Here is a 26,933-nt window from a genome sequence, read left to right as displayed (position 1 = left end):
CCCAAGACAGGATCACAAAAAAATTAACACCGCGGGCGGCGGGGCGTACTGGCCCTTTTGCGTTCCGGGGTGGGTCCGCGACCAGCGGATGCCGCACATCCCCTTCTTCAGCAGCGGCGAGATGACAATCATCAGAGCGCCGACACCCAGGCCCCACCACATCAGGTACTCATACAGGCTGGTGTAGGTTGCGAGGGTCGAAGCCACATCGGTGGCGCCTTCCTGGTTGGGCATCGCGGCCATCTTGCCGATGCGGGTGGCCACTGTCTCGGATAGCGCCGTAGCCAGGAACCAGGTGCCCATGCTCACGCTCACCACCTTGCCGATGGACAGTTTGGTCACTGCGGACAGGCCGACCGGGGACAGGCAAAGCTCACCGGTGGTGTGCAGCAGATAGGCCAGCACCAGCCAGATCATCGCCACCTTGCCCGCTTCGGTGGGGAAAGCCGCGCCCAGTACCAGGGCGCCGAAGCCCAGGCCCGCCTGGATGATGCCGAGACCGAACTTGACCGGCGTGCTGGGTTCCCAGCCGCGCTTGCCCAGCCATACCCACAGGGCCGCAAATGGAATGGCCAGCAGCATGATAAAGCCGGCATTCAGGGAGCCGAACATGGAGGCGCGTATCTCGCCGTCGCCGACGGAGCGATCCAGTACGCGGTCGGCGTAGAGGGTCATGGAGCCGGCGGACTGCTCGAACAGGGCCCAGAAGACGATGGTGGAAGTGATCAGCACCATCAGTACCACGGTGCGGGAGAACTCCTCACTGTAGTGACGGGTAAAGCCATAGCCGATAAAGGCCACCAGGCCCAGCAGCATACCGCCCAGCCAGATATCCGCATCGGTAAAGGCCCATACCAGTCCCAGTGCGGCAGTTACCGCGGCCATGCCGATGGCGAGCATATCCTTGCCCTTGCTGTCCTGGTGCAGCATGGAGAAAAGAATCAGGCCGACGATGGCGACGATCAACAGACTGTTCTGCGCCAGGTGCACTATCGGTTCGCTCTGTACCAGGAACCAGACCAGGGCCAGAGAGGCGATACCGCCCAGGTAGACAGCCCATTCCTTGTTGATCGGGCCCAGGGCCTTCTCTTTCAGCACCTCCGGGCGGCTCGGCTCGGCCAGGCCGTCGAGATATTTCTGCCCCCACATAAAGGTGATCAGGCCCACTACCATGCCGATACCGGCGAGGCCGAAACCGTAGCCCCAGCCGTAGGTCTCGCCCAGCCAGCCGCACAGCAGGGTGGCGATAAAGGAGCCGATGTTGATACCCATATAGAAGATGGTGAAACCTGCGTCGCGGCGTGGGTCATTCTTGCCGTAGAGCTGGCCGACGATGGTGGAAATATTCGGTTTCAGGAAGCCGACGCCGACGGTGATTAGCGCCAGGGCCATAAAGAACACCTTCAGCGCCACCACGTCCTGGATCACCACATCGCTGGCGAGGGTGGTACCGGCGGCGAGGACAGTGCCGTCGTTCAATGTGATGGCCTCGCTCAGCACAGTGCCGGCGGCATAGGTGATGGCCTGATGGCCCTCGACGGCCATTAACAGGTGACCCAGGCAGAGCAGGATACCGCCAAAGAGTACCGCCTTGCGCATACCCAGGTAGCGGTCGGCCAACAGGCCGCCGATCAGGGGCAGGGCGTAGACCAGGCCCGCATAGGCGCCGAGCACGTCGTAGCCGGCACTATCGGTAAACAAATGGTACTTGGTGAGGTAGAGCAGGAGCAGATACTTCATGCCGTAGAAGGAGAAGCGCTCCCAGAGCTCGGTGGCAAAACAGATGTAGAGCCCTTTGGGGTGGCCGAGCAACTCGCCCGAGCCGGCAGTAGTGGTCGCCGTGGTGGCGTCCGCGACATTAGAAGACATAGAAGTTCCTCTGTCTGTAATAGTTATTGGGGAACCTCGGTCAGCCGGCGTCTCGGGTGATGATGACAGTGCAGCGCACCTCAATCAGCCTTGTGGCTGTCACATTGGAGAGAGTTTCAGACTGTGTCCGGAGCTTCCTGATCAAACCTGCGAAGTGTAACAGCTGCGTGTTAGGCAGGCGAATCGTTACAGATGAAACCGGGCAATTTACCGCATCGCTATTCCCAGTGGCACCGATTAGTGGTAAATGCTGTAGTGAGAGCGATAAACAGGGGAATATATAAAGATGAAGACCCCACTTCTTCTGGTCACATTACTGTTTCTGGGCGCCTGTGCCGGCAGCCCGCCAAGCGAAAACTCTGCAGTAGACACCCACTCGGCCCTGAGTGGTACGGCGATACTCGGCCATCCCGTTGTTGCGGCCGATCTCCCAAAAGACGATTTGCTGGCGCTGACGCCGGAGATGCGTGCCTATCTGGCCACTGTGGCACCGAATGGCAGCCCCCAGCGGCGGCTGGAAGCACTGATCGAGGCTTTCGAGCAGCGCGAATTTCAGGTCAAGTACGACCAGCACAGCACTTTTTCGGCGATGGAGACCTATCGCCAGCAACGCGGCAACTGCCTGGCCTTTACCCTGATGATGGTCGCCATGACCCGGGAACTGGGTGCCGATGCCTTTTTCAACCAGGTGGATGTGCCGCCGGTATGGGGCCACGATGAGGCCCAGACCTTTGTCGTCTACCGCCATATCAACATGGTGTCGGAGAGCGCGCGTGGCCGCAGGGTAGTGGACTTCAATCTGGCCGCCTACGACCCGATCTACGATCAGTACAGGTTGTCCGATACCGCCGCCTTCGCCCAGTACTACAGTAATCGCGGTGTTGAGTTGATGCAGCTGGATCAGCGCGAAGCGGCGTTCCTGCATCTGCGCAAGGCGATTGAGCTGCGCCCCGACGACAGCGATCTGTGGTCAAACCTGGGCGCCCTGTACAGCCGTTTCGGTCACCGCTTCGAGGCCGAGCAGAGCTACCGCCAGTCTCTGCTGTTGGATCGGGGCAACCTGGTGGCCATCAGTAACCTGGAGCGCCTCTACCGCCACGATGGCCGCGCCGAACTCGCCGACTACTATGCACAGAGGGCGCGCTACCACCGCGAGCGCAATCCCTACTTTCTCTTTTACCAGGCGCGCAGCGCCTATGAACATGGCGAATACAAGCGGGCCAAGAAACAGCTGCGCCGCGCGCTTTGGCGGTACGAGGATGACCACCGGTTTCATTTCCTGATGGGGCTGACCAGCTTTCGCCTGGGGGAGGTTGAGGATTCCAGGGACAGTTTCAAGGAGGCTTTTTCACTGGCGAATAATCCGGCCACGATCAATGCCTACTCGCGCAAACTGGATTATTTAAAGCGGGAAGCGCAATCACAGTAGAACTTCTGCCTGCGCTGCGGACGATATTCAGATAACAAGAAAGGGGCGCCGAGGCGCCCCTTTCTTGTTTAACGACTTGAATCGTTACTTAGAACTGGTAGCTGACACCAGCCCAGGCGTAACGGCCCTGGAAGTCGTAGGCACTGTTCCAATCGGAACCGGAAGTGGTGGCCGGCTCACGATCAGTCACGTTGTCGATACCGGCGCTCAGGCGCGTGGCCTCGTTCACATCCCAGCCCGCTTTCAGGTTCAGGTAGGTGTGGGAGGGTACACGCAGGTATTCGCTGTGACCATCGCTCAGGTGCTGGATATCGGCACCCAGGTCCCAGTCGCTGCCGTACCAGGTTGCGCTGGCCAGAGCGCGCCATTTCACAAACACTTCACTGGAAGTACCGATGTAGTCCATCTTGTCGGTGGTCTGATTGGTCTGGGAGTTGAACTCCTCATACTCCAGCAGGCGGGTGGCCTGGGCGCGAACAGCCAGCTGTCCAGCGTCGTAGTGGAAGTTCTGAACCACATCGATATCCACACCTTTGGTGTTGATTTCACCGATGTTCATCAGGGCACCTTCCAGGGCTACGATCTGGCCATTGTCGCTGCGCTGGATGCGGTCACAGGCTACGGCAATGCCGTCGCGGTTACAGTCATCCAGGATGCGCTGCAGGTCCGGGGAAGTGATGGCGTCCTCGATCTGGATGTCGAAGTAGTCCAGGGTCACGGACAGGTCTTCGGCAAAGGACGGAGTCCAGACGATACCGGCGGTGAAGGTCTTGGCCTCTTCCGGCTGCAGCTCCTGGTTGCCGCCGATATTGGTCGGCACCTGGTTGCCCGCCTGCTGGAAGCCTGCACCTACCATACTACAGTTGCCACCCTGGCCGTCTTTGTTGTTGGCGCTGGTGTCACAGGGGTCGATCAGGTACTCGTAGCTCTGCGCGACGCCGCTGTACAGCTCGTAGATGCCCGGAGCGCGGAAGGCGGTGGACAGGCTGGTGCGGAAACGCAGGTCTTCGGTCGGCGCGTAAACCAGGCCGATCTTGCCGGTGCTCTGCTCGCCGAAGGTGTCGAAGTCGGAGTAGCGCACGGCGATATCCGCAGACAGCTCTTCTGCGTACTTGGCACCGGCCAGGATCGGCAGGTTGAATTCCGCAAACACTTCGGTAACCGAGTATTCGCCGGCAGTGGCATCCTGGCGGTTGCCGAAGGTGTCGCCGCTCTGGGTTTCCGCGCTCGGGTTGAACTCGCCGGATTCCTCACGGTACTCGACGCCGGCCGCAAAGCCCAGGGCTCCGGCGGGCAGCTGAATGGCTTCGATATCGCCGGTCAGGCTGGCACCGAAGTTGGTCAGTTCGTACTCGTTGTCTTCGCGATCGGTGTAGCGGATGTAATCGATAACGTCCGCGCCGATGCCGCCGAGGAACTGCGGGTTCTCGATCGGGGAGGTGCCGTCCAGAACCTTCTGCAGCAGGCGCTTGTTGTAGGAATTGGCAGTGGTGTTTTCGCCTTCGTTTTTGCCGTAGCTGTAGAAGGCGTCCCAACCCCAGCCGTTGGCCAGGTCGCCGCGCGCGCCGAAGAGTACGCGATAGGTATCGGTCTGCTGTTCGGAATCGCGGGTGCCGCCGGCAACCGGGCGCAGGCGCACGTCGGTGAAGCCTTTATCCCAGCTGGCGCCGTGTGCTTGCTTGGGTTCTGTCGGTTTCAGGCCTTCCGGGCTGCCCTGGGCTTGCCACTCGGCGAGGGCGGCGTTGTAGGCGGCCAGCTCAATCTGGTAGGCATCTTCCGCGGCCTGCCAGGATTCCTGCAGCTGAGCCTGAACTTCCGCCGGCATGTGGTCCGGAGTCAGGTTGAGGCCATTGCTGCCGTACATCGGCTGGGCTGCCAGCTGCTGGTTGGTGGTTTTGGTAGTGAAGGAGGCTTCACTGTAGAGTTCCACCGCGTCGGTAACAGAAAAGTTGCCGCTCAGGGTGGCGCTGGTGCGCTCCATGGCACCGGACAGCCACATGTGCTGGCCGATATCGTAAGGTGTGTAGGCACCCAGGGTTACACCATCAGCGGCAACACCGAAATTGCCGTAATTGGTGAGGATATTGCCGGTGGGGGACATGGAGCTGGTCAGGCCCGCCCACTCGCGGTCGTTGTAGGCGATCTCGTCGCGCTGCGCGTGGCTGATATTACCGACAAAGCTGCCGCGCTCACCCTCTCCACCGAAGGTGATGGAGAATTCGCCGTTCTCACCGCCGCCCTCGTCAGTGGTGCCGGCGCGGGCGCTCACGCGTACACCGTCGACAGACTTTTTCATCACCACGTTGATTACGCCGGCAACAGCATCGGAGCCATATACAGCGGAAGCACCGTCGGTCAGTACTTCAATACGATCAATCATATCTACCGGGATATTGTTCATATCCACAGCGGAGCTGGTACCGGAACTGGAAGATACGAAACGGCGGCCGTTTACCAGGACCAGGGTGCGTTCGGAACCCAGGTTGCGCAGGTCCACGAATGACAGACCACCGCCGCCATTGTTGTCGTTGGCATTGATACCGGTAGTACCCATGGACGGCAGCTGGTTCAGCAGCTCATCGATAGTGCCCACACCAGAACGCTGAATCGCTTCGGAATCAACAATAGTGATGGGGCCAGTGGTAGAAAGGGGGTCGCGTGCAATACGCGAGCCGGTTACAACAACCTCTTCAACCTCGGGTCCGGGTACGGCGTCCTGGGCCATTACGCCAGTACTGGTAATGGTGCCAAGTGTCGCGATAGCAACGCTCAGTTTGGTCTTGATCATAATGCATCCTTTTTTGTACTTAGGGTACTTATAATGCGTTTATTAGCTTGTAGCATTTAATGCGCGAGCTGACTTTAATGCATTGAATGTCGTTATGGAACTATCGTGACTAGACGAAGTCACTTTGCTTTTCCTCAAAGTGCCGTCAATTTGATCAGGGTGGTTTCTTAATGATCAGCGAGAAAGATGTATATCCGCATCAGTATAAATTTTAATGATGTTCTTGTGATTATTTGGGTAATTGGAGTATAAAATTATCGAATGTAAAGATTGTCGAATAAGCAATGAGTTGCTTGGAAAATGAGCAGTTGGCTTGGTGGTTGGAAGTTGGGCGGGAAAAGATAGAGTGTGGTTGAATTTTAAACAGCGCTTTTCCTGTATGAGAAAGCGCTGTGAGTCTGGGCGCATCAGGCGAGGCTTTGTTTCATCCCATCCAGAAACAGTTGAACGGCCAGCATAATCAGCACCATTCCCATCAACCGCTCCACCGCGATCAGGCCGCGATTACCGAGCAGTCGCGCCAGCGGTGCCGACGCCAGTAGTATTACTGCCGAAACGCCCCAGGCGCCCAGGAGTGCCAGGGTCCAATCCAGCAACTGCTCGCCTTCGCTGTTGGTCATCAGCATCAGGATGGCCATGGTCGAGGGGCCCGCCACCAGTGGAACTGCCAGCGGAACAAAGAAGGGTTCTCCTTCCAGGCGTTCACCCATAATCCCGCCCTCGGTAGGGAAGACCATACGCAGCGAGATCAGGAAGAGGATTATCGCCCCGGCGATCCGTATCGCTTCCTGGGAAAGCCCCAGCCAGGCCAGCACAAAGCGACCGCCATAGAGGAATAGCAGCAGTACGATCAGGGCGAATACGAGTTCACGCATGATGACGTAGAGTTGACGGCGCTGGGGGACGTTTTTCAGGGCGGCGAGGAAGACTGGAACGTTGCCCAGCGGATCCATGACAAAAAGCAAGGTCAGAAATGCGGTTAGTTTATCCAAGGTAAGTGTTTCCCTGAAAGTTGGGCCGATTGTGGCGAGGCGATACTCAGATTAGCAGAGTGGAAAGAGTGATTCCGGTAATTAATTTTACCATGCACCAAGACCGCCTACAGGGTAGAATTGGCGCTTCCAGGATCCATTAATGACTCTATAAATTCAATAAGGAGATTAAAATGCGCAGTATCTATAAAGTCGCACTTTTCGCCACTTTGGGGCTTTCGGTAGCCTGCTCCAGCAATACTCCTGTGCGTCAAAGTATAGCGGACGACTCCACCGCAGAGTCCGCTACTGCGGCCTCCGAATCGGTGGTTGCGCAGAACAAAGACCGCAAGATCTGTAAGGAGCGGGCGATCACCGGTTCCCGCTTTAAGCAGAGAACCTGTATGACGGCCAAAGAGTGGGAAACTATGTCCCACGAGTCGAAGGGAATGGTGGATGGGGTTACCCGCAACAAAATCCGCTATACTGACTGAGGCTCGACAGTCGGCGACACAGGTTGACTCACTTGACGGCCCTGCCTGTCGCCGCCAGCCAAGTGTATTTGTTTTATCGCTTCGCCTTCACTCAATCCCGCCTCAACTACTGATTGGCTCTCGTGTCCAACTTTTTACGGTTTCAATGAAAACTCCCACCAATTTCGACTCGAAACTCGCCCGGGCGAGGCTGCTCACAGCCAAAGGCCTCTACGACGAAGCCGAAACCATATATATAGAACTGTTGGAGTATGATTCTGTAAGAGAAGGCCTGCTCAGAGAGTTGGTGCAGTTAAGTTTGACAGCGAGAAGGCCCGAAAAAGCGCTTGAGTATTGCGAGCTGCTCGTACAGTTGGTGCCGGATAATTTAGATTATGCATTAAGTGGTGCAAATTTGAGCGAGCAGGTTGGTCGAACAGAAACGGCTATCCAGTTTTATCAGAAGGTTCTTGGCAGAAATCCAGATCTCCCGAATACGCAATATAATCTCGCGCGACTTTTGAAGATGGTGGGCAAGCAGAGAGAAGCGATAGATGTCTACCGCAGCGCACTGAAATGCGGAATTGCCAGTCCGGAAGAGGTTTACAGTAACCTGGCGGTAATTTATTCGGAATTGCACAAAGAGCAAGAAGCTTTCTCATGCCTGCGGCGGGCGCTGGCTATAAATCCCGCTTACATTCCGGCGCTGTTTAATCTCGCAGGGCTCTATGAGGAGCTCGGGCAGAAAAAGGAGGCGTTCGATTGCTATAAAAAACTCCTCTTGCAGTATCCTGGTTATTGTCCGGCCCTGTGTCGACTGGCTTATATGGGGATGGAGGGCAAGGAGCGAGACCATCTGGTTGAAGAAATAAGGCGAGCACTTAATGGCAGGACGCTTTCAAAAGATATTAAAGAAGAGCTCTACTTTGCGCTTGGGAAGGTGTTAGATGACGGCGGGCACTTTGATGAGGCGTTTGAGTCATACATGCATGCCAATGAATTAGGGGAGGATAGATTTCCCCCTTATAATAAAGATTCTCATGCCGAGAGAATAAGAAACATTATGGACAATTTCCGCGGAGATTTCTCGGTGAGGCTCGCCAGGTCTCCCGAGGTTATGCCGATATTTATCTGTGGAATGTTTCGCTCGGGTTCAACTCTCGCCGAACAGATTCTGGCGGGGCATTCTAGAGTGACTGCCGGCGGAGAGCTCGATTATTTTCCAAAGCAGGCAGAGAAATTAGGTTTGGATAGGCGGGGTCCTGTGGCGGATCTAGATGAGTCTTTTTTGTCACATATTGCGGCGGGATATAATGAGTACTTATCGAGCAGATTTTCTGCCTTTGATCTTGTTACCGACAAGAGGCCGGATAATTTCTTGAATCTGGGGCTCATTAAGGCAGTTTTTCCGTGGAGCAAGGTTATATGGACCAGGAGGAGCCTGCTCGACAACTGCCTTTCTATTTATTTCCAGTACCTTGGTGGCGACATGAATTATTCCGTCAGTCTCGATGCAATTGGTCACTATTACTCTGAGCAGGTTAAACTGATGGAGTTCTGGAGGTCCAAGTTTCCAGATTCCATATATGAGTTGCATTATGAAGCTTTGGTTGCATCGCCAGAGTCCGAGGTTTGCTCTCTATTGAATTTCTTAGGTCTGGAGTGGGAGAAAGGGTGTCTCGATTTTCAGGCGCGACCGAACTTTGTTAAAACGGCGAGTGTTTGGCAAGTCCGACGATCGATAGACAAAGGGGGTTTAGAGAGGTGCAGGAATTACGAGGAGCATCTGGGTGCTCTGCATAAATATCTACCCTAAAATAGTTCGGCTGTTACTGTTCGTCCAGTTTTTCTAGTATCTGTCTGAGTGGTTTGAGCTGCTCCTGGTAATTTTTCCACTTCCCAAGTGAACTTTTGTAGATTGGGTTGCGCACCTGGGCGGTACTTGCGGTGGCGGTTCCAGAGGCTTTATTTCGATAAAATTCCAAACAGCTGTCCTGCCATTCCAGTTCGCAGTATTCGAACAGCGCAAGGCATTCTTGCTTCGGGTTTTCAATCAGATCTTCGTATTGTATCTCGTAAAAAGTGTTGGGAATTTCTTTGGACCAGTGCCTCATTAACTGTCGGTAGCCGCAGTAATAATTGCCAAGCTCGGCCAGGTCGTAGGAATAAGGGTGGCCATCCTTAAATAGTGCCTTGTATATCGCATAACAGGTATCCATTGGGTCTCGTGCTATGTGGATGATTTTGGCTTTAGGCAGGGCGAGGTGAATGGCGCCGATGTAAAGGAAGTTGGCGGGGTTTTTGTCGATTATGTATTTGGTGCCTTTGGTGTGGGCGCGAGCAAGTAATTTCCTTTCGTACTCTTCACCCAGTGATGCAAAATTAATATTGGCGCTTGCCTTCAATAGCTCTGTTAAATCTGATCCATTTTGTAAGTCTATTTCGAGCTTGTCAGCCGAGGATGTGTACAGGAGTCGTGCAAAGGTGTTGGGTTCACCAGCAGAAGTTATTTTATTCGTTGATGATAGGATTCGGTCGATCAGGGTCGACCCGGTTCTTGGCATGCCCAGAACAAAGATTATGCCCTCACCTTTGCTGCTGGATATTTCTCGTGACAGCAATGAGTTGTTGTAAGTGTCGGCAACCGCTTGCAGTAACTCCAGATCGCGATTTACGTCGTAATTTAAAGATTTGCGCTTGATTGCAGCACCCTGTGCGAGTCTGGCAAAGCTCGGACCGTATTCCCTTAAATCCTCCAGTTCCTTTGCCAGGGCGTAGAAATTATGAACCTTGGCTTCGTCTGGTATGCTCGTGTCGAGAGTGAGCCTAGTCAATTCTTCGATATGGTTGTTATCGGGTGTCTGCTTTTTAAGATCTGAGCGTAGTTTATATGCGGGGTAGTGCCGTGTCGAAATGGCGATTACCTGGTCGTGCATTTTCTCTGCTGTCTTTAGATCCCCCATGGCGCCATGTGCAACTGCGGAATTGAATAACAGCTCCGGGTCCTGGTCATTGATCGCCCGTGCGGACTTATAGGCCGACAAGGCAAGTTGATGTTCCTCGCACAGCATCAGTAGATATCCCGCGCGACTGAGAAGTCGCCAATTGCTGAAGCGCTGCAGCGAAGGCAGGTCGATGGTCGAGACTGCCTCGGCGACCTCATCCTCTTTCAGTAGGAGGCTGGCCAAGTGGATTTGAAGCGCAGATTGTGCGGCCTGATCCTTGGCGAGGGTTTTCAGGGCTCGCTTCAGGGTTTTGATTGCCTCGGGGTTTCGTCCCTGCGCAGAATAGGTGTCTGCCAACAGGTGCCAGGCCGGTGGGAACCCGGAGCTTATAGACAGCGCACGGATCAGTAACTGTCTCGCCTCATCTGCGCGGGCTTGGGACAGGGAGTTTTGGGCGCGGAAAAAAAGCGCATAGACTTGAGGGTTTATCGACATCTTTCGGACATTGGGCAGTGTGCATGGGTTTGGGAATAATAGGGCATAAAAAAACGCGGCGGAAGTATCCGCCGCGTTCAGTTTACTGAGACTAAATGCTAGTTATTAGAAGTCTACAGTTACACCCAGGAAGGCATAGCGACCCAGGGCATCGTAGGTGCCCGGGAAGGTGTTGCCGTTACCATAAATGCCAGCGCCTGCGTCAGCAGTCAGCGGCGGCTCTTCGTCCATTACGTTGTTGATACCGCTACGTACTGTTACGTTGTCGGTAGCAGCCCAAGCAGCGGACAGGTCGAAGTAGTCAATGGCATCGAAGTCGGCTCCTTTGGAACCGAGGTCGTCAACGGCACCAATGTGGCGCCAGGCGCCGGTTACGTCAAGGCCGGCAATCGGGGTGGCCCAGCTAGCGCGCAGAGTGCTCACGAACTCCGGAGTCGGAGCGCCGCAAGACGCATTCCAGTTGCCGACACAGTCAACCACTTCTGAACCCGGAATCTCTTGCTGATCCCACTTTGTCAGGAAGGTGGCGATGTAGTTCATGTCGATGGAGCCCATGGAGCCGATGTCAAAACCGTAGTTGGTGTTGATATCGAAGCCCGCTGTCTCGAAGAAGCCGATGTTCACGTTCGGAGAATCAATGGCTGCGTCGCCGATCCACAAGTTGCCGTTGGGGCCGCGCTGGATCTTGGCGCAGATTTCTGGATTTCCATTCTCCAGACACTGGGTCAGGATGAAGCCGGGATCCACTTCCTTGATCGCCTCGGTTACTTCGATATCGAAGTAGTCGACGCTCACGGTCAGGCCTTCGACGAAGCTCGGAGAGTACACGAAACCTGCAGAGAAGGTTTCAGACTCTTCCGGTTGCAGCTCGGTGTTGCCGCCGCCTATATAGTTGTACTGGCCCGCCGGGTTTTGCGGAATATTGCCGTACTGTGCCGCAGTCACGCCGGAGCGCACACACTGTTCCGGAGTTGCAGGTTTTTCTGCACCTGAGCCGCAGGGATCCTCGTCCATATCGAACAGGCCGATGCCCTGAGCGCTGAACAGTTCGCGGATATTGGCGTGACGAACCGCTGACTGGAAGCTGGCGCGCAGTTTCACGTCAGATACCGGGCTCCAGTCGAGGCCCACTTTGTAGGTGTCGGTCTGGATATCGGTGTCGTAGTCTGAGTAGCGGTAAGCCATCTCCAGGCCGAGATACTCGGCGCCCGGCTTGCCGGAAACCAGCGGTACGTTGAATTCGGAGAAGAATTCCTTGACGCTCAGGGAGCCGCTAACCGGTTGGCTTGGACCGCCCTGGCCAGCGCCGTCGCCAGACTGATAACCGCTGTCCGGGCTGTAGTCCAGCGCCTCGCGACGGCTTTCCAGGCCCAGTACAACGGCAACGCCGGAGTCGGCAGTCGGCAGTTGCACGCCATAGTCACCCAGATTGCCAGTTACGTAGCCGGAGTAGATTTCCTGCTCAGTGGTGCCGCGGGAGTAGAGCGGCAGAATCAGGTAATCCAGGGCTTCCTGGGTTACACCGCCTTCCTGGAAGATATTCCAAGGCACACAGCTCGGGTCGCTGCCGTCCAGAACGGACTGACATACTGGTTGACCAAAAGTCGCAACCGGATTTCCTTCATCGTCAAGACGGTTGTCAGTCTTGACGTTCAGCGCGCGACCGATACGAGTGGAGGACATATCGTTCAGATAGGTCTCTTCCATGCTCACTTCCGCATACTGTGCGAAGACGTCGTAGGACCAGGTTTCGTTCAGGTCACCACGCAGGCCGAATACACCGCGGAAAGTGGTGTGGCGCAGGTCGTCCTGGCGGGGACCACCCTCTACGTTGCGGCGGCCGATGTAGTAGGGAGCGCTTTCGTCGTCGCCCAGACCGGCACAGATAGTTGCGCGTTGCTGATCGGAGAGAAGCGGGTTGTCACAGTTGATGCTGTCGGTCACGAAGAAGTTGCCAGACGGAGCGATCTGCGCAACGGTGCGGTCGTCAGCGTAGGACAGCTGGGTGTACGCAGTGGCATTTTCGTTGATGTCGTAGTGACCGAAGACGCCCATGGTCCAGCGCTCGTCCGGGCGCTGGAAGTAGTTCAGCGGGCCGTAGTTGTATGCGCTGCCATCCCATTCCACGAACTCGTTGCCGGAAACTGTGTAGTAGTTGACTTCGTCAAAGGGCGAGAATAGGCCAGTCGGAATAGTCGCAGAACCGCCGCAACCAAAAGATTCGGGGCTGCCACTCAGGGCGCAGCCGCTGTAATCGCGATCGGATTGCAGCACTGCGTCGATTTTGCGGTAGTTGGCATAACCGGTCACATTGCCGCGGCCGTTGTCCAGGTTGGCACCCATGATCATGGAGAAATCGTTGATTTCGCCGTCGGTCACGCTGCCGTCGGCAACGTCAAAGCCGCGGCCGGTCACGGTATCCTGGATCTTGCTGTTGTCGTTATTGTGTTGGTAGACGCTGGTTTGAGATTCGAAGCGAACGCCTTCGAAATCGTCCATCATAATAAAGTTGACAACGCCGGCAATTGCGTCGGAACCGTAGGTCGCTGATGAGCCACCGGTCAGAACTTCAACGCGCTCTACCAGTCCGGCCGGAATCTGGTTCAGGTCGGCGCCAATGCCGTCTTGCAGCGGGGAGCCTGCCGGCATACGGCGGCCGTCGATGAGTACCAGGGTGCGCTCAGCGCCCAGCCCGCGCAGGTCAACAGTTGCAGTACCGGTGGCGCCATTGGCCATGCCGGCAGTTTGGGTTGCCGCTACCTGGGGTAGCTTATTGATCATGTCTTCAATGCGGACAACGCCAGAAGCCTTGAAGTCTTCGGAGCTGACGGAAGTAACCGGGCTTACGCTTACGTCGTTGGCGCGTTCGATACGCGAACCGGTAACAACAACCTCTTCTACCATTTCCGCGTCTTGTGCCAGAGCGGGCATAGCTGGAACCATGATTGCAGCTGCGGTCAGGCCCAGAGCGCCCTTGACAGCTACAGACAGGAGGTTCTTTTTCATTGTAAATCCTCTCTTGATCGTTGGATTTATAGTCTTTTTGCCTTGAATGGCGATGTCGGAAGCGGCTACCCCCAAGTGGCCGCTTCCTTCCCAACAGATATAGAGACGAGCAATTTGCGCTTTCCCTCAACAGAAAGATCGAAAGTTTTCCGATAATTCGCTATGTCAGTAATGGGAAGTTGGTCTGCGGGGTAAAGTGCTGTATTTCTCCTTTTTACGGTTCTTTGTGCTGCAGAGCTGTAAAAGTTTGGAGATATCAATCGTATTGGGGCTGGGCTTCTTGAGGGGACGTTTCGAGTAAATGATAGGAGGGAGCAATAAAATAGCGGGCCCGAAGGCCCGCTTAGGTTCGCATTAGGGTTCTGATTAGAACTCCATGCGAACACCAACGAATGCGCTACGTCCGATTGGGTTGTAGACGGACGCGTTGGTGTCGGTACCGGTGGTATTGTCTGGAACACCAGACAGGATGACCGGTGCTTCTTCGTCGAGCAGGTTGTTGATCCCGAGGTTGGCTCTGATGTTGTCAGTGATCTGGTAGGACGCAAATAGGTCGTGCGTCACGTATTCACCAACAGAGTAGTCAAAATCAGGACTGCTCAGGTCGGGTGATGAATCACTGAGGTAGCTGGTCTCCCACTGAACCATCAGGCGGTCCAGAGAGTAGTTCACTGTTGCGAGCCACTGGTGTTCGAAGTAGCCCACTTCGCCGACCAGCTCATCAGCATCACCGAATTTGGTCTGGGTATACTCCATTACGTGACCGTAATTCAGGTTCATATCCAGCTGGCCTTCGCCTACCGCAAGGCCCCACTGCAGCTGCAGATCTACACCTTCAGTCTCCAGGGTGCCCTCGTTGATATAGCCGGAGTTCACTTCAGTGATTTCACCCTGCTGGAATGCTGGGCCCGCGGTGTCGCGAACAATAAAATCACAGAAGTTATTCGGGAAGCTGGCGGAGTTGTAGCAGAAGTCGACAGAGGTCTGGCGATCAACTGTGTCGATCAGGTCTTCAATTTCGATGCTGTACCAGTCCAAAGAAACCGTCACGTTACCCAGGTTGCCAAGGTCGTGGTCGAAGACGGCGCCAATGGTAAAGCTGTCAGAAGTTTCAGTGAAAAGGTTTTCGTTACCTTTGCTGGTGAAACCGCCAGTACCCTGGATCTCCGGTTGTGTCAGGTCGAAGACGCCTTCAGATTCAATACGGGCGGCAACTGCGGGAATACTGCGGCAGTTGTCAGCTACGACGCCCGGAGTGGAGGCCGTTACACCATCGCAGGGGTCGGAGACGTTCGCGAAATTTTCGCCGCCAGGTGAAAACAGTTCGTTGATGTTTGGTGCACGAACGGCGCGGGCGTATTGGCCGCGAACACGCAGGGAGTCGTTGATGGTCCAAGATACGCGGCCGGTGTAGGCGTCGGTATCGCCGATGGTATCGTAATCGGAGTAGCGGTATGCCGCGCCGACACTCAGGGACTGCACAAGCGGTAGGCCTTCCAGAATCGGTGCCTCCATCTCTACGTACAGTTCATTGACGTCGTAGCTGCCTTCGGTTGGCTCTTCCTTGTTACCTGCATTCTGTCCGGTGCGGGTCAGTGCGTCCGGGAAGTCAGCAGCGTATTCGTCGCGATATTCCCAGCCGGTCGCCAGGCTTAGCGGGCCGGCAGGCAGTTCGGCGACTGTGCCGCTCAGGTTGAAGCCAGCCATAGTCTGTTTGGTGCGCTGGTCGCGTACGGAAGGTGCGGAGACATAGTCTGCAGCTTCTTGGGAGATGGCTCCCTTGCCGAACAGGTTAAGCGGGGCGCAACCCTCTGCGACTGCTGCCGGGTCGGCACAAACGATGTTACCATCGGCATCTTCGACTACGTTCAGGGCGTTGCGGAAGTTGGAAATGTTCAGTTGGCCGGTGCCGCGCTGGCTGTCCTGCATCTGGCCCTGGCCGAAGAAGGCATCCCAGTTCCAGTCGTTGTACTCGCCACGCAGCCCCATCAGGGCGCGGAAAGTCTGGCGCTCGGCGAAGGAGCCGCGCTGGTCGAGCTCGGTGGTACGACGAACGAACTGGAGGTGGTCGTCGCCTGCTGCTATGGCTACATCGCGCAGCTCTTGCGGGACATAGGGGTTATCTATGGAAACACCCTCTATGAATAGATTATCGGAATGCAGCGGGTAAGGTTCGATTTCGGTCTGGGTTTCGGTGCGCGCAAAGGTGGTCTCTACGAAAGCCTCGAGCGTGTCGTTGATATCGTAATTGACATTACTGCTGATCAAAAAGCGTTCGGTGGGCACGGAATAGCGACGGAACTGCTGACGGTTAAAGCCGTACTTGTCGGCATCCCAATCTACGACTTCTCCATTGTCAAAAGTGTAATTGGCCTTGGTTGCATCATTTTTGGCCCAGAATCGCCCTGACTCGGAATAAGAGGAGTAGACCGGGGCAACGCTTTCATCAACTTCACCTCCAAAGTAAATGCCAGAGAGGTCATCGATTTGAGTATTCTTGCGATCGCGGGCGTATACTCCACCTTCGTCGGTGTATGTCATGGAGACAACGGCATTACCCTTGCCGTCGTCGAAATTGCCACCGGCAGTCAGGTTAAAGCGATCAGTTTTGTCGTCGCCAAACTCCAGGGTCTCGCCGTGAGAGGAGCTGATGCTCACACCTTCAAAATCGTCCTTAAGGATAACGTTGATTACACCCGCCAGGGCATCGGAACCGTAAATGGCTGAAGCACCACCGGTAATAACGTCAACTCGTTCGATCAACTCGGTTGGAATGGTATTCCAGTCAACGGCGGAGGAGCCGGCAACACCGGACACGTAGCGGCGGCCGTTTACCAACACCAGGGTGCGCTCTTCTTCCAAATTGCGCAGTTCCACAGTGTTGATGCCACCACCGGAAGTAAAGAAGTTGGAGTTATTGGATGACAGGCCGGATACACCGGTGGCGGGCAGTGAACGCAGGATGTCAGCGCTGTTAAGCTCCCCCGAAAATTCAATGTTTTGGGAGTCCACGGTAGTAATCGCTGTGGGGCTCTCCAGGTTGGCGCGCACAATTCGTGAGCCGGTAACCACCACCTCTTCCACCAGATTCGCATCTTCCTGGGCAAGGGCGGGCATAACGGGAACCATGATTGCGGCTGCGGTCAGGCCAAGGGCCCCTTTTACAGCAGCAGACAGGAGGTTCTTTTTCATTGTCAATCCTCTCTAGATCGTTGGATTTATTGTCTTTTGCCTCGAATGGCGAAGTGTAGAAGCGGCTACCCCCAAGTGGCCACTTCCCTCCCAACACAGGTATTGACGACCGGGCACAGAAGTCCCTCAAAAGAATCGCAACTTTTTTCCTGTTTCATCGTAATGTCAGGATTGGGAGGTGGCCTTGATTGAAAATTGACCAGGAAGGGGCGGGTTCATACAAAGAGAGGGGTGGGAAAGGCCCCGCCCGAAGCGGGCGGGGCAAAAGGGGGTTAGAACTTGAAGGTCACTCTGCCGTAGAAGAAGCGACCTACGGTGTCGTAATTCAGCGGCAGAGTATTCATGTCGTCGTAGTTGGTCACGTACGGCGGCTGCTGGTTCCACATATTGCGGATACCGCCGGACAGGGTCACGTCCTCCCAGCGGAAGTAGTTGAAGTTGATGTCCTGGTACCAGGTGTTGTCCACATGGGTGGCCAGGTCTGTGTCGCCCGGGTCTATATCGTCTACTTCGCCCACCATGCGCACGGTGGTCTGGGCGCTCCAGCAGTCATACTCGTAGCCGCCGGTGAGGTAGAACTTCCAGTGGGGGAAGGCGGCAATACGGGTGGTGACGGGGTCGGCGCCGAAGTGTCCGGCGAGATCGATGACGGGTTCATCCTCACTGGCCTGGTATTTCCACTCGTGCAGGTAAGTCGCGGTTCCGTCGAAAGTCACGGTGCCGGGGCCCAATTCCATGCTGTAGCTTGCACCCAGGTCCACACCGTCGGTCTCGAAGGTTGCTATGTTCTGGGCGTTCAACAATTGGCCGGCAATGGTGCCGTTTACCTGCCGCCGCGGGCTGGTGGATGAGGCAGGCAGGCCAACAGTCCCCGCGCCAGTAATGAAGTCACAGGCAGGTGAACTGAAGTTGACGCTGTTATAGCAGTTGCTGACCAGGGTGTTGGTAGTGAATGTACCGATGGCATCGTCAATGGTGATATTGAAGTAATCGACGGTGAAGCTCAGGTCTTCGATAAAGGTGGGCGTCCAGACGATGCCCAGGGTCCAGTTCTCGGACTCTTCCGACTTCAGATCCTCGTTGCCGCCCAGCAGGCCGGTGGCCTGCGGTGATGCCAGGAGGCCGTTGTTTGGATTCACACCGTCTGCCTGGCAGTTGGCCCTGACGGTCGAGCCTGAGGGGAGCTGATCCCATTGGTAGCAGGGATCAGAATAAGTCTCGGCCGACTGGGTGCCAGGCAGGAAGAGGTCATCGATACCGGGCGCGCGGAAACCTTCGGAATAGGTGCCGCGGAAGCGCACCTGTTCGATGGGGGCATAGTCCAGAACTACGCCCCACACGGTGTCGTCGCCGACGGTGTTGTAGTCGGAATAGCGGAAGGACAATTCTGCCGACAGCAGGTCGGCCCAAGGCTGGCCTTCCATCAGCGGAGCGACAAGCTCACCGTAACCTTCATCTACGGTGTAGCTGCCGCCCCAGTCCTCGCCACTCACAAAGTAGATCTGGCCCAGGGAGGCTGCGCCGTCTGCGACTACTTCCGCTTTCTCTGAGCGGTGTTCATAGCCCAGTGCCCACTGCCAGGGCTCGGCGCCAATGGCGAAGTCGCAGAAGTCACCTACCACGTTGGCCTGGAAGCTGAGCAGGCGGGATCTTTCCACCGGTGAGTTGGTCACCAGTGCGTAGTTCTGCATTTCCGGAGTCAGGGAGTTTTCCACGAAGGGGTTCCACAGTCCGGGGCAGTCAGGGTCGTCGGCGCAAGGCGTTTGCAGCAATTCACCCGTAGTAGGATCGACAGAAGCGAGCAGGGTTTCGAAGCGCGGTTGGTTGGCGCGGCCTGTATCGATTTGTGCATCCACCCAGCGCGCGTAGTTGTAGGACATGTCCCAGGTCCATTCGTTGGCGAACTCCCCCTTGAATCCGAACACACCGCGCCAGGTGTTCAGGTCCTGGGTGAAGCCGCGGCCGCCGGTTTCTGTCAGGCGCCGGGCAACGAAAACCAATTCATCGACGGGATTGAAGGGGTTATCAGTGGAGACTGAAGGCCCGAAGAAGGTGCCTTCGGGGGCCAGTAACTGGTCGGACTGGCGGTTGGCAAACAGTATTTCAGAGAAGCCCTGTACGCTAGTGAAGTCTTCCCAGTTCCAGAGGTCGTGCTCTCCGTAGCCATAAAAGGTGACGACTTCCTGCGGCGTAATCAGGTAACTGACCTCGGCGTAGTTGAAGCCATAGAGCGCCGTGTCGAAGTCCACCACCTGGCCGCTAGCAGGGTCGACGATAAGGCTGCGCTCGGTTACAGCAGTCGTAAAGCGCGCGGGCGAAGAGGTGCCGCTGCCGCCGCAGAGTACCCGATCACCGGACTCAAAAAGAGGGCAGTCGGAAAACTTGCGATCTCCCTGCGAAATATCGTCGCGGCGGCTGTACTCCCAGTTGAGCATGACGTGCCCGGATTCGGATGAGGCGCCGAAGGTCATCGCCGCCAGGTACTCCTCGCCGTCACTCTCATTGGTAATGCCGTAGTTGGCCGTAATTTCCGCGCCTTCGAAATTCTGCTTGGAGATGATGTTGATCACACCGGCAATGGCATCCGAGCCATAAATGGAGGAGGCGCCGCTTTTGAGGATTTCCATCCGCTCGACAATCGTGGTGGGTATGATATTCAAGTCCACGGTGCCGGTTGTCGTGCCTGCCGAAACCAGGCGGCGTCCGTTCAGAAGGATCAGGGTGCGTGAGGAGCCGAGACCGCGCAGCGATGCAGTGGCGAGACCCGGGTTGCCGTTGTTGACAGAGGAGCCCAGTTGGCCACCGGTCATCGACGGAATGTCCTGAACGAAATCCTCGAGCGTGGTCTGGCCGGAATTCTCGAGCTGCGCGGCGTCGAATACGCTGATCGGAGTCGCGCTGGTGGCGTCTGTTGCGCGCTGGATGCGTGTACCGGTGACGACGATTTCCTCCACTTCCTGAGCAAACGACAAAGTGGCAAAGCTGGTGGAAACGGCCGTGGCTGCAATTGCGCCCTTAATTGCCCGGGATAGACGGGATCTGTCCATGGTATACCTCTCCTGATACCGGTTCTAAACGCCGAATACGGCAGTGCCCTCCATGACAACTGCTAACTACTATCAACAGAGGCTTGCTAAAACACTAGAACATTTTTTCGCCGGTCAATGGTCTTGGCGAACAATTGGGCGTCTATTGGTACATTTATGCACTTCGGTTTGTTCGACAAAATAAGGCGAACAGGTGGATGGCGCTGCCGGGGTGGCATTGAAATTGGGGAGGTATATCGCGTCCCATTCGTGGGGTGGTTTGGTCGTCGCCGGGCGCAGTGTAATTACAGATTGTAGGCCAGGGTGGTGTACCAGTAGCGACCACTGAGGTCGTAGGTGCGGCCGTCGAAATTGTCGTTGAATGCGGTGGCCGCAAACGGCGGTTCCCTGTCGAGCAGGTTATCTATGCCGACGGCAAATCTCAGGCCCAGGGGCAGTGAGTAGGCGAGTTGTAAGTCGTGAGTCGACCAGTTGCTGATCTCACGAGTCACCCGTGTTTCATCGAGTGTAAAGGATTCTTCCAGTTCGCTGACGAAGTGCACTGTGTATCCGCCCTCCCAGCGTCCCTTGTGCCAGTAGACACCGGTATTGGCTTTCCATTGCGGCAGGGAGCCTGCACCGCCACTGGCGGCATCGACGAAGGTGCCGGCCAGGTCTTCGACCGGAGAGCCGGGTGCCGCCTGGTTCAGGTAGCGCTGCATATGGCTGGAATTCAGGGACCAGCGCAGCTGGCCAATGTCCTCCGAAATGTGCTCATAGCGCATTGCCAGGTCGAAGCCGCGCACTTCGCGCGCGCCGATATTGAGGCGCGTGGCGAGAATTTTTGTGATATCGCCGCTCTCGTCGCGCAGTACTCGATGAGTGAACAGGCCGGAGTGGGCGTTGCGGTCGATCAGGTATTGCGGGCTGGTGTCGATCACATCGTTCTGGCGAATATCGTAAAGATCGAGTGTCGCGCTGAAGCCCTTGAGCTGTTGCGGGGTCCACACCAGGCCCAGGGAGCGGTTGTCGGAGGTTTCCGGCTGAAGGTCGCGATTGCCGCCGAATTCTGTCAGGTACTGGATGCGCGCGTCGTCGGCCTGTCCGCGGCAACCGGGCAGGGTAGGGGCATCCCTGCTGGTGCAGGGGTCAAACAAATACTCCTGGCTCTGGTAACCGGTCTGGTTCATGTCGATCAACGTCGGCGCCTTGAAGCCGGTGGCGTAGCTGGCGCGCAGCATCAGCGACGGAGACGGGCGCCAGCGCAATGCAACCTTGGGGTTGCCGGTGTTGCCGAAGTCGCTGTACTCAGAAAAGCGCAGTGCGCCATCGAGCCAGAATTTGTCTTCGGCGAGCGGTACGGAAATTTCCGCAAAGGCCTCGCCGATCATGCGCTGCCCCACGGCCGAGCCGGACGCGGACCCGCCGATAAATGAGAGGCCCATGGCGTCGTTGGAGCGGAAGTCGATCGCCTCGCGCCGGGCTTCCAGCCCCGCTGCAGCGAGTATGTTGCCGGCGCCGTTGCTGCCGAGGGCGCCGTTGACGACGTAGGTTAGCGATGTCATACGCGTCGTGCCGTCCACGAGGCTCTCACCGCGGATGAACTCGACCTGTTCGGCGTCGATACTGCCGCTGGGACCCAGCAGGTTTATTGCCACGCAGTCGCTCTGGCCATCGCAGGTGACTGGATCCCGCAGCCCCATCGACAGTGCCCACGGATCTATCAGATTGTTCAGCTTTTCCGTTGCGCGCGTATAGTGCAGTGCCGCGGTCAATTCCCACTGCCAGCTGTCCCACATGCCCTTGACGCCGGAGTTGAGGCGCCAGGTGTCGGTGCGGTTTTTCTGCAGGCGCGGGCCCAACTCCAGCACGCGCTTGCGCACATCGACAATTTCCTGCTCAAAGGGGTTGTGGATATTATCCGCGGCGATGGCCAGGTCGCCATTGTCGAAGCGGGTGAACACCGGCGTCGGCGCCATGGTGGTTTTAGCCGCGGTGCGGATGCCCATCAACTCCGCAAACAGCAGGGTGTTTTCACCCAGGTCCAGGTTGCCTTCCAGGTAGGCCGATTGCCGTTGCGAGGGCACCACCGCTGAGGTGTATTCCCGGTAGTCGTAGCGGTCTGCCTGGGTCCACTCGCGATAACCGCCACTCGCGCTGTTGGTGACTATCTCCTGTCCGTCATCCAGGGCGATATACGCGGACGGCGAGGCGGAGGAGCGCAGGTCGGTACCGCCGCGGGCGCGGTTGTCGGAAGTGGCGGACAGCTGCCGGTCGCGGCTCATCAGCGCGCCCTGACTGTAGTGCGCCAGGCTCAGCATCAGGTGGCCGCGCTCAGTGCTTTTGCCCCAGGTGATATGGTGGGATTCGGTCTGCTGGTCGCCGCGCTGGGCCCGGCCGTAATAACTGTTGACGGAAAGTCCCTCGAAATCCCGGCGCAGGATGATGTTGACCACGCCGGCAATGGCGTCAGAGCCGTAAACGGCCGAAGCGCCGTCCTTGAGGATTTCGATGCGGTCCACGGCGGAGAGCGGAATGCTGTTCAGGTCGGCGGCCTCGCCGCCAAAGCCGTTATTGACGATACGGCGGCCGTTGATCAGCACCAGGGTATTACTGGCGGGCAGGCCGCGCAGTGTGACGGTGGCCGTGCCGTCGCCGCCGTTGCTGACCGATGTACTGGTAGAATTGCCGGAGACGGCGGGCAGGAACTTCAGCAATTCGGCTATGGTCTGGGCGCCGGTAATTTCCAGCTCCGGCTGTGCCAGCACATCGATGGGTGCATAGCTGTCCAGCTGCAGGTGGCGCAGGTGGCTTCCGGTCAGGCTGCGACCGGTAACAGTAATCTCTTCGGTGTGCGCCGGCAGCGGCTGTGCGGCCTCTTCGGCCTCGATTTTGCGGGGCAATACCGCTACGGCGCTGGGCCCGACACGCTCATAGGTAAATGGTGAATCCTGCAACAGTTGCTGCAGGGCCGGTTCAAATTCACCGTCCTCGCTGTCGAGAATCTGCTCGGGCAGGGTGTAGCTGGTGGCGGAGGTGGTCTGTACCAGTACCGAAATCTTGCACTGGCGGCCCATGGATATCAGTGCGCGGGAGAGATTGCCTGCGGGCAGGCGCACACCGGATTTCGGGCAGGCGGCAAGGACTCCCTCGGAGAGTATCACCAAGGTTGCCAGCGACAGTATGGCCCAGTGCCGAGAATTCAAAGGGGGTGCCCGTTTCGCCTTCATCGCCCTCACGCCACGCTGCGTGGGGCTGCTTGTTGTAATTGAGTGTCGTTGTGGGCGGGGGGTACAGGAGTTGTACAATAAACGATCGCCCAGGCGAGTTTATAACTTAGTTGCGCCTGGGAGACAAGAGAGTCAGGTTAGGGTCACTGTGGTCCTGTTGCAGATCGAGCGCCGTGGCGATGGCCTTGAGGGTATTGTCCGGATCGGACAGTTCAAAAGTGCCGGACAGTCTGCGCTCGCGCACGCTGGGGTCCGCCACAGCGGGGACCTTCAGGTAGCGGTTCAGTTCTTCCAGGGCCTCGGCCAGCGGAGTCTGTTCGAATACCAGTACGCCGCGGGTCCAGTCGAGAGCCTCATCCGCGGAAGTGCGGCCGACTTCGCCGAGCCCCCTGCCGGAGACACTGACTTTCTGGTTCTTGACCAGCTTGACGCTTTCCGGCTGCAGGCCGGGCGCGCTCTCGGCCTCGCTGACCGCGACAACACCACCGGTCACGGAGACGCGGGTGCTGTCGGGGTTGCGCTCCACGTTGAATTCGGTCCCCAGCACGCGGATATTTGCCTTGCCGGCGGCGACGGTAAACGGACGTGCAGTCTGGCGGACCACATCGAAATAGGCCTCACCGCGCAACAGCTGGGTGCGGCGCACCTCGCGACTGAATGCCACCTGCAGTTCGGAATTGGTGTTCAGCTGAACCTGGGAGCCATCGGCGAGGGTTACGGTGCGGGTCTCGCCGATCTGGGTAATGTAAGTCTGTTCGCGGAATTCGCCGCCGCTCAGCCACTGGTTGCCGACCCAGAGGGTGACCACCAGGCAGGCCGCGACCAGGCCGCCGCCCATCAGCCACTGGGAGAAATTCCAACCGCCGGTGGCCAGTGTGCCCCCGACGGAAGCGCGGGAGTCGCGCTGGGCGGGGCGGGTTCCAGGCTTTGCGGAGGGGCGGCTCTCGGGATACAGCTCGTCGATCGGCATATGGGCCAGGGCGCCCAGGTCGCCCCACAGCTCGCTCATTTCGTCAAAGGCGAGGCGATTATCGGCGGATTCGGCCAGCCAGCCGGCAAAGTCGCGGCGATCTGCGGCGCTGACAGCATCCGAGCGCAGGCGCGCGATCCAGGCGCACGCCTGGTCCAGCCTGTCTTCGTTTGGTGCTTCTTGTAGGCCCGCTGTATTCACCGCTCTCTTTACCTTGCTAAATCCGTTTGATACCCGGTCGAAATGTTCCGGTTTCCGCCCCGTTTTGGTGCATTCTATTAAACTGACTATGCTGGCGCGATTTTTTTCGCGCACAAAACCCCCGCTGCAATAACTTCTGCTAAGGGAGCGCTATATTAGCGTTTTATTTTCTCATTGATCCGATTTTTGTGTTCGAATGACCGGGCTCTGAGATAAGACGACCGACCGGCTTTCTCCCTCAAGTAATTTTGCGAATGGATCGGTACTGGCGTGCACAAAGCCTGTGCGCTCGTCCGCAACTTCGCAAAGCATTTGCGGCAGGAGGGCAGAAAAGCGCGTCCGGGTAACCGGAAATGTTGGATGTTTGTGCAGTCGGCAGGTTCCGCGATTCGTTAGCGATTCACCTCGACCCGCCGGCGGCAGACTTTGAGGGCCTGCAGGATGTACTTCTCCACACTGCTCACCGAAGTGTTCATCTCCCGGGCGATTTCGCTGTAGGAAAGGCCGCGGGTGCGGTGCAGCAGAAAAGCCTGGCGGCACTTGAGGGGCAGGCTGTCCATGGCTTCGTAAATTGACTGAAGTTGCTGCCTGGCCGCGAGAACCCGCTCCGGGGACTGGTGATCGCCGTGGTCATCGACGACGGTTTCGCCTTCCGCCGGCATCTGCTGGCTGATGTATTCCATATGCAGCTTGCCGCGGCGCAGTTGGTCCACGGCCAGGTTGTTGGCAATCTGATAGAGGTAGGCGCGGGGGTTCTCCAGCTCTTTTTCGTCGCTGAGCTTCTGCAGTCGCAGGTAGGCATGCTGGGCTATGTCTTCGGCATCCTCCGTGCTTTTGACAATGCGTGCCACAAAGCGCACCAACCCCTGGCCGTGTTCGGCAAACAGCTTTTCCAGAAGCGTTTTCCGAGCTTTATTCATCAGTTAGAGATTTCCCCATACTTCGCCCGCTGTGGTTATAGGTTCTTGCGAGCTGGCGCACAGTTATAACACAGGCGTCAGCTCGGCGACGAGGGGCTTCCGTTTGTCGCGAGGGGGGAATCGCTATGCCTCAGCGCCCATACCGTTATAATGGCCCCCGCGCCACAGGGCGCTCAACTGAAGATACTGAATGGCGCCGACGGGCGCTGGAGAGCGGATGAGTTATCAAGTACTGGCACGCAAGTGGCGGCCGCGGCTGTTTCGGGAGATGGTGGGGCAGGAGCATGTGCTCCAGGCGCTGATCAACGCCCTGGACAACAGTCGCCTGCACCACGCCTACCTGTTTGCCGGTACCCGCGGTGTGGGCAAGACCACCATCGCCCGTATCCTGGCCAAGTGCCTGAACTGCGAGAGCGGCGTCAGCTCCGAGCCCTGCGGCCAGTGCGCCGCTTGTACCGAGATTGCCGAGGGGCGCTTCGTCGACCTGATCGAGGTGGACGCCGCCTCGCGCACCAAGGTGGAGGATACCCGTGAACTGCTGGAGAACGTCCAGTACGCGCCGACACGGGGCCGCTACAAGGTCTACCTGATCGACGAAGTGCATATGCTTTCCAACAGCTCCTTCAATGCGCTGTTGAAGACCCTGGAAGAGCCGCCGCCCCACGTCAAATTCCTGCTCGCCACCACCGATCCGCAGAAGCTGCCGGTCACGGTGCTGTCCCGCTGTCTGCAGTTCAACCTGAAGAACATGAGCCCTGAGCGGGTAGTCGAGCACCTGCGCTTCGTACTGGAACAGGAGATGGTGCCCTTCGAGGAAGGGGCACTGTGGCACCTGGGGCGCGCCGCCGACGGCAGTATGCGCGATGCCATGAGCCTCACCGACCAGGCCATCGCCTTCGGCGGCGGCAAGATCAGCGAGGCGGAAGTCCGCGCCATGCTCGGCAGTATCGACTCCGGCCTGGTGTGGAAACTGCTGCAGGCACTGGCGGACGAGAGCGCCCCGGCCCTGTTCGCCGCGGTGGAGGAGCTGGCGCAGCAGGCGCCGGACTACAGCGCTGCCCTGGCAGAGCTGGCCAACAACCTGCACCGTATCGCCGTGGCACAGGTACTGCCGCAGTCCGTGGACAACGCCCTCGGCGACGGCGAGCGATTGCGCGATCACGCCGCGCGCCTGGCCCCGGAAAACGTACAGCTCTACTATCAGATGGCCCTGCTCGCCCGCCGCGACCTGCCTCTGGTGCCGGATCCGCGCAGCGGCTTCGAGATGGCGCTGCTGCGCATGCTGGCGTTCCGCCCTCAGGGCGTGGCCGATATCCCCCGCGCCAGCCTGCCGGACAGCGCTGCCGTCGAGCCGGCCCCCCCCCCCGGGCGGGGGGTGGGGCCCGGACAGGCGGCCGGGGGGCCCGTCACCTCCGGGG

General features: G+C 57.5%; 13 protein-coding genes and 1 pseudogene. 4 read left to right on the top strand and 10 right to left on the bottom strand.

What is annotated here, in order from left to right; all coding sequences use genetic code 11:
• Positions 1–87: 87 nt before the first annotated feature.
• A pseudogene (locus tag IG627_RS06925) lies at positions 88–1,869 on the bottom strand (peptide MFS transporter); the annotation flags it as partial.
• A gap of 286 nt (positions 1,870–2,155) precedes the next feature.
• Between IG627_RS06925 and IG627_RS06920 the strand changes: the two are divergent.
• On the top strand, positions 2,156–3,298 hold the full coding sequence (locus IG627_RS06920) for a tetratricopeptide repeat protein (RefSeq protein WP_193191535.1): 1,143 nt from the start codon (positions 2,156–2,158) through the stop codon (positions 3,296–3,298).
• 88 nt (positions 3,299–3,386) lie between these two features.
• On the opposite strand, the gene IG627_RS06915 is transcribed toward IG627_RS06920, so the two are convergent.
• Both IG627_RS06915 and IG627_RS06910 read right to left on the bottom strand, forming a co-directional pair.
• Positions 3,387–6,086: a TonB-dependent receptor plug domain-containing protein gene (locus IG627_RS06915; protein ID WP_193191533.1), complete on the bottom strand. Its 2,700-nt coding sequence runs from the start codon at positions 6,084–6,086 to the stop codon at positions 3,387–3,389.
• Between the two features lie 407 nt (positions 6,087–6,493).
• Entirely contained in the window at positions 6,494–7,078 is a 585-nt protein-coding gene (locus IG627_RS06910; RefSeq protein WP_193191531.1) for a MarC family protein, read from the bottom strand.
• Positions 7,079–7,251: 173 nt separating this feature from the next.
• Between IG627_RS06910 and IG627_RS06905 the strand changes: the two genes are divergently transcribed.
• Entirely contained in the window at positions 7,252–7,551 is a 300-nt protein-coding gene (locus IG627_RS06905; protein WP_193191530.1) for a hypothetical protein, read from the top strand.
• A 145-nt stretch (positions 7,552–7,696) separates the two neighbouring features.
• Entirely contained in the window at positions 7,697–9,346 is a 1,650-nt protein-coding gene (locus IG627_RS06900; RefSeq protein WP_193191528.1) for a tetratricopeptide repeat-containing sulfotransferase family protein, read from the top strand.
• A 13-nt stretch (positions 9,347–9,359) separates the two neighbouring features.
• Here IG627_RS06900 and IG627_RS06895 read toward each other — a convergent pair whose 3' ends face one another.
• The 7 genes from IG627_RS06895 to IG627_RS06865 form a co-directional block, all read right to left on the bottom strand.
• Positions 9,360–10,970: a tetratricopeptide repeat-containing sulfotransferase family protein gene (locus IG627_RS06895; protein ID WP_193191525.1), complete on the bottom strand. Its 1,611-nt coding sequence runs from the start codon at positions 10,968–10,970 to the stop codon at positions 9,360–9,362.
• A 105-nt stretch (positions 10,971–11,075) separates the two neighbouring features.
• A complete protein-coding gene (locus IG627_RS06890) occupies positions 11,076–13,976 on the bottom strand; it encodes a TonB-dependent receptor domain-containing protein (RefSeq protein ID WP_193191523.1) in 2,901 nt (966 codons plus the stop codon).
• A 366-nt stretch (positions 13,977–14,342) separates the two neighbouring features.
• Positions 14,343–17,168: a TonB-dependent receptor plug domain-containing protein gene (locus tag IG627_RS06885; protein ID WP_193191521.1), complete on the bottom strand. Its 2,826-nt coding sequence runs from the start codon at positions 17,166–17,168 to the stop codon at positions 14,343–14,345.
• A gap of 272 nt (positions 17,169–17,440) precedes the next feature.
• The gene (locus tag IG627_RS06880) at positions 17,441–20,215 is read right to left on the bottom strand and encodes a TonB-dependent receptor plug domain-containing protein (protein ID WP_193191519.1); all 2,775 of its coding nucleotides are present in this window, start codon (positions 20,213–20,215) and stop codon (positions 17,441–17,443) included.
• Positions 20,216–20,499: 284 nt separating this feature from the next.
• Positions 20,500–23,400 carry a TonB-dependent receptor gene (locus tag IG627_RS06875; RefSeq protein WP_226864805.1) on the bottom strand — a complete coding sequence of 967 codons (2,901 nt, stop codon included), beginning with the start codon at positions 23,398–23,400 and terminating at the stop codon, positions 20,500–20,502.
• A gap of 130 nt (positions 23,401–23,530) precedes the next feature.
• Complete coding sequence (locus IG627_RS06870; protein WP_193191517.1) at positions 23,531–24,595, bottom strand: FecR family protein; 1,065 nt, start codon at positions 24,593–24,595, stop codon at positions 23,531–23,533.
• A gap of 392 nt (positions 24,596–24,987) precedes the next feature.
• Positions 24,988–25,515, bottom strand: coding sequence for an RNA polymerase sigma factor (locus IG627_RS06865; protein WP_193191516.1), 528 nt, complete (start codon positions 25,513–25,515; stop codon positions 24,988–24,990).
• A gap of 217 nt (positions 25,516–25,732) precedes the next feature.
• Here IG627_RS06865 and dnaX point away from each other — a divergent pair.
• Positions 25,733–26,933, top strand: a 1,201-nt coding sequence (gene dnaX / locus IG627_RS06860) for a DNA polymerase III subunit gamma/tau (RefSeq protein WP_226864804.1), incomplete at its 3' end; no start/stop codon positions are given.

This window comes from Microbulbifer taiwanensis, assembly GCF_014904815.1.
GTDB classification, from domain to species: Bacteria; Pseudomonadota; Gammaproteobacteria; order Pseudomonadales; family Cellvibrionaceae; genus Microbulbifer; species Microbulbifer taiwanensis.
This window is presented reverse-complemented; position numbering and strand designations above follow the sequence as displayed.